The 255-nt window shown below is 64.7% G+C and carries 1 pseudogene; it reads left to right on the top strand.

From position 1 onward, the window contains the following. Positions 1–255 (top strand): annotated as a pseudogene (locus ACZ92H_RS29805) (IS1595 family transposase); the annotation flags it as partial.

The following is a 255-nucleotide window of genomic DNA, read 5'->3' as shown; positions in this document are numbered from 1 at the left end:
AGCAAGTCTGCATCCTGGTGGCGCGCGACCGCACGGGCCAGACCCTCGATTTCGTCACGGGCAAAGGGCAACTGACGAAGGCGCAGCTGCACCGTTATTTGTTGCCCGTCATCGACAAGGATGTTCTGCTGGTCACGGACGGCCATGCCGCCTACCGGGCGTTTGCCATGGAAGCGGGCCTCAGTCATCAGGCCGTCAACTTGCGCGCCGGCATCCGCGTGGGCGGGGCCGCCCACGTGCAGAACGTCAATGCGT

Source organism: Janthinobacterium foliorum, assembly GCF_978021625.1.
The sequence above is the reverse complement of the archived record's forward strand: the minus strand, read 5'-3'. Positions and strand labels throughout refer to the sequence as shown.